The organism is Yersinia sp. IP36721 (assembly GCF_003634395.1).
Classification (GTDB): Bacteria; Pseudomonadota; Gammaproteobacteria; order Enterobacterales; family Enterobacteriaceae; genus Yersinia; species Yersinia entomophaga.
In genome coordinates, this window is record NZ_QCZL01000057.1 from 1 (window position 1) to 2,527 (window position 2,527).

Consider the following 2,527-nt stretch of genomic DNA (forward strand, 5'->3'; position numbering starts at 1 on the left):
ACTACAACCGCTTCCGCTACTACGACCCGCAGGCCTGCTGTTACTTAAGCCCGGACTCGATAGGGCTGGCGGGGGGGTTAAACTTATATGCGTATGTACCAAATCCACTTACATGGATAGATCCGCTGGGACTAGCGACGTGTCCTCCTGTAGGAAATGCTGGTAATGATGGCTATAAGTTCTCGTTTGGCTCACTTCGTCATATATTAAGAAGGCACTCTCCTCATGTCGGTCCTCCTAAGCAAGAACCATATGCATCAATGAAGCCTAAAAGGCAAAAAGGTTCACCATTCCCATCGGAGTGGAGCAATAGAGATATTGCGCATGCTACTGTGGAGGTCGCTAATAATCCTGCAAATCAAGTCATTTCTAATAGGGAAGGGTTCTTTGGTAAGGTATTTGAAGGCACATCGACCCAAAATGGGGTAACACAAAAAATACGTGTTATTACAGACCATGTTGATCCGCATATTGGTGGTACTGGTCCAGGTGTTATTACATCTAGTATTCCAATTAAATAAGAGAGGGTTGATGAAATATACCACATGTCAAAATTGTTATTCTAGCTATGAATCGGATCTGGAAAGATGTCCAGACTGTAATGCATCTCAAGGTGAAAAAGATGATGGGTTAATAGTTTTTACAGAAGAAGCTCGTTCTGAAATATCACGCCTTGGCGGCATTGTGTATGATGTTATTCATCTCCCTGAAGAGCGCTATTTAATTCCATGTGAGTGGGGGGTGCTTCTTTATAATAATGCCAAAAAGTCTTTTTGGCATTACCTTTGTGGAATTGTTGATGCAGTTGTGGTTAATGAATATGTGGAGATCACACATGGAGATAAGAGAGACTATCTGACACTTGATGATGGAAGATTAGTTAAGAGGGAGAATGTTGGCTAACTCTCTTCTGGCGTGGAATGATCCTCTCAGGATCATTCCTGCTAATTATGAAATGTCAGTGCACATACAACTCTGCTGAATCCTAATCACCACCTGACCGGGCATCACGCTGATCACCAGCGGTTGCCCGGTCAGGCCGCACTGTGTCAGCCAGTCCCCTGGCAGAGACAGATTGCCGTTATCCCGTATCTAGTTCACGCAGCCACAGCCAGCCAGAACCCGGTTTAAAATTCGCCGGCCAGCTTCTGGATGAAGAATCGGGGCTGCACTACAACCGCTTCCGCTACTACGACCCGCAGGCCTGCTGTTACTTAAGCCCGGACCCGATAGGGCTGGCGGGGGGGATGAACCCGTATAGTTACGTTCATAACCCGTTGGGATGGATAGATCCGCTGGGATTATCAACCTGTCCAAATCTTGGAAAGGGAGATGATGCTATATTGGGGCCACATGAAACACTGAAAAATGACACGCGTCCAGGACAGTCACATCACTTAAACCAAGATGCTGCGTTCCGTGATGTGATCCCTACAAATAGTGGTGCTGCTATTAAGTTAGAAGGTAACGCATTTACTCAACCAGGTACGCCACACTATGAAGCGCATAAGTCTCTTGAACAGTTCTGGAATCAATATAGACGTGGTGGGGCATTAAGTGGGCAGCGCCCTACAAACCTTCAATATACCCAAGCGCTAAAACATTCATTAGAGTCTGCTGGCTTATCAGCTAATCAAGTAAATCAAGCTGTTAGAAGCAGCATTCAGAATAGAATTCAATATGGTCTGCTCGGAGGACAAAAAGTCCCAAGGATTCCGGGTAGAATAAATCAGGTGAAACTATGAAAATATCTAAATTAGCGACTGAAAGGCTATTAAATATCAATTGGCTTTCAGATATTGGTAATAAAATTAGCGTATCTGATGTGATTTTAGCAATGTCTTTAAATGAGGCTGGGAATTATTTATCTGATCCTGAGTGGGAAAATGTCACTTTGGAAGAGTCTAATGAAATATCAGGTTATCTAGCAACAAAATATACGGCTATATTCCAAGATTGGAATGACGTGGCTAAAGAAGCAAAGTTGTTTTTTACTAATGATATAAAACCTAAGATTCCTAATTTAAATGATTTTGATAATACACTCTTGCATCAATATATTGAATGGGATGTTATTCACTATCTGATAGAGGATTTTTATAGCGAAAAGTTAAAGACTCCATTGTTCTTTAATAAGCTAGTTTCTATTTACGAGTCTGGCCATATACCCTGTGGTTGGGTGGGTAGTTGGCCTAAAGGTCAGTTGGTTGTATATTAATACTCTACTATAGTAGCCGTAAAGATCCTATCTGGATATTTACGGCTATTTTTTATCTGTTGTTACGTCACAGATTACCCTGCCGAACCTTAATCACCACCTGACCGGGCATCACGCTGATCACCAGCGGTTGCCCGGTCAGGCCGCACTGCGTCAACCAGTCCTCTGGCAGAGACAGATTGCCGTTATCCCGTATCTAGTTCACGCAACCACAGCCAGCCAGAACCCGGTATAAAATTCGCCGGCCAGCTTCTGGATGAAGAATCGGGGCTGCACTACAACCGCTTCCGCTACTACGACCCGCAGGCC

At 44.0% G+C, this 2,527-nt stretch carries 6 protein-coding genes; 4 read left to right on the forward strand and 2 right to left on the reverse strand.

Going from position 1 to position 2,527, the window contains the following annotated elements:
• Both DBA33_RS20095 and DBA33_RS20100 read left to right on the forward strand, forming a co-directional pair.
• Positions 1–521 (forward strand): RHS repeat-associated core domain-containing protein (locus DBA33_RS20095; RefSeq protein WP_162975257.1); only part of this gene is annotated, 521 nt, incomplete at its 5' end.
• Positions 522–531: 10 nt separating this feature from the next.
• On the forward strand, positions 532–903 hold the full coding sequence (locus DBA33_RS20100) for a hypothetical protein (protein WP_027272928.1): 372 nt from the start codon (positions 532–534) through the stop codon (positions 901–903).
• 45 nt (positions 904–948) lie between these two features.
• Here the strand turns inward: DBA33_RS20100 and DBA33_RS21265 are convergent, their stop codons facing one another.
• A complete protein-coding gene (locus tag DBA33_RS21265; RefSeq protein ID WP_120807102.1) occupies positions 949–1,092 on the reverse strand; it encodes a SymE family type I addiction module toxin in 144 nt (47 codons plus the stop codon).
• On the opposite strand from DBA33_RS21265, the gene DBA33_RS20110 reads away from it, so the two are divergent.
• Complete coding sequence (locus DBA33_RS20110) at positions 1,047–1,745, forward strand: RHS repeat-associated core domain-containing protein (RefSeq protein ID WP_120807099.1); 699 nt, start codon at positions 1,047–1,049, stop codon at positions 1,743–1,745. The two genes, DBA33_RS21265 and DBA33_RS20110, sit on opposite strands and share 46 nt — an antisense overlap.
• On the forward strand, positions 1,742–2,218 hold the full coding sequence (locus DBA33_RS20115) for a hypothetical protein (RefSeq protein WP_120807100.1): 477 nt from the start codon (positions 1,742–1,744) through the stop codon (positions 2,216–2,218). The genes DBA33_RS20110 and DBA33_RS20115 overlap by 4 nt, the downstream gene beginning before the upstream one ends.
• Before the next feature lie 67 nt (positions 2,219–2,285).
• On the opposite strand, the gene DBA33_RS20120 is transcribed toward DBA33_RS20115, so the two are convergent.
• Positions 2,286–2,414, reverse strand: a complete 129-nt coding sequence (locus DBA33_RS20120; protein ID WP_120807101.1) for a SymE family type I addiction module toxin — start codon at positions 2,412–2,414, stop codon at positions 2,286–2,288.
• Positions 2,415–2,527 lie beyond the last annotated feature (113 nt).

What these genes read in the sequence shown, in the direction of transcription:
- DBA33_RS20115 (WP_120807100.1), top strand. Translation starts at nt 1,742, where the DNA reads ATGAAAATATCTAAATTAGCGACTGAAAGGCTATTAAATATCAATTGG.
- DBA33_RS20100 (WP_027272928.1), top strand. Translation starts at nt 532, where the DNA reads ATGAAATATACCACATGTCAAAATTGTTATTCTAGCTATGAATCGGAT.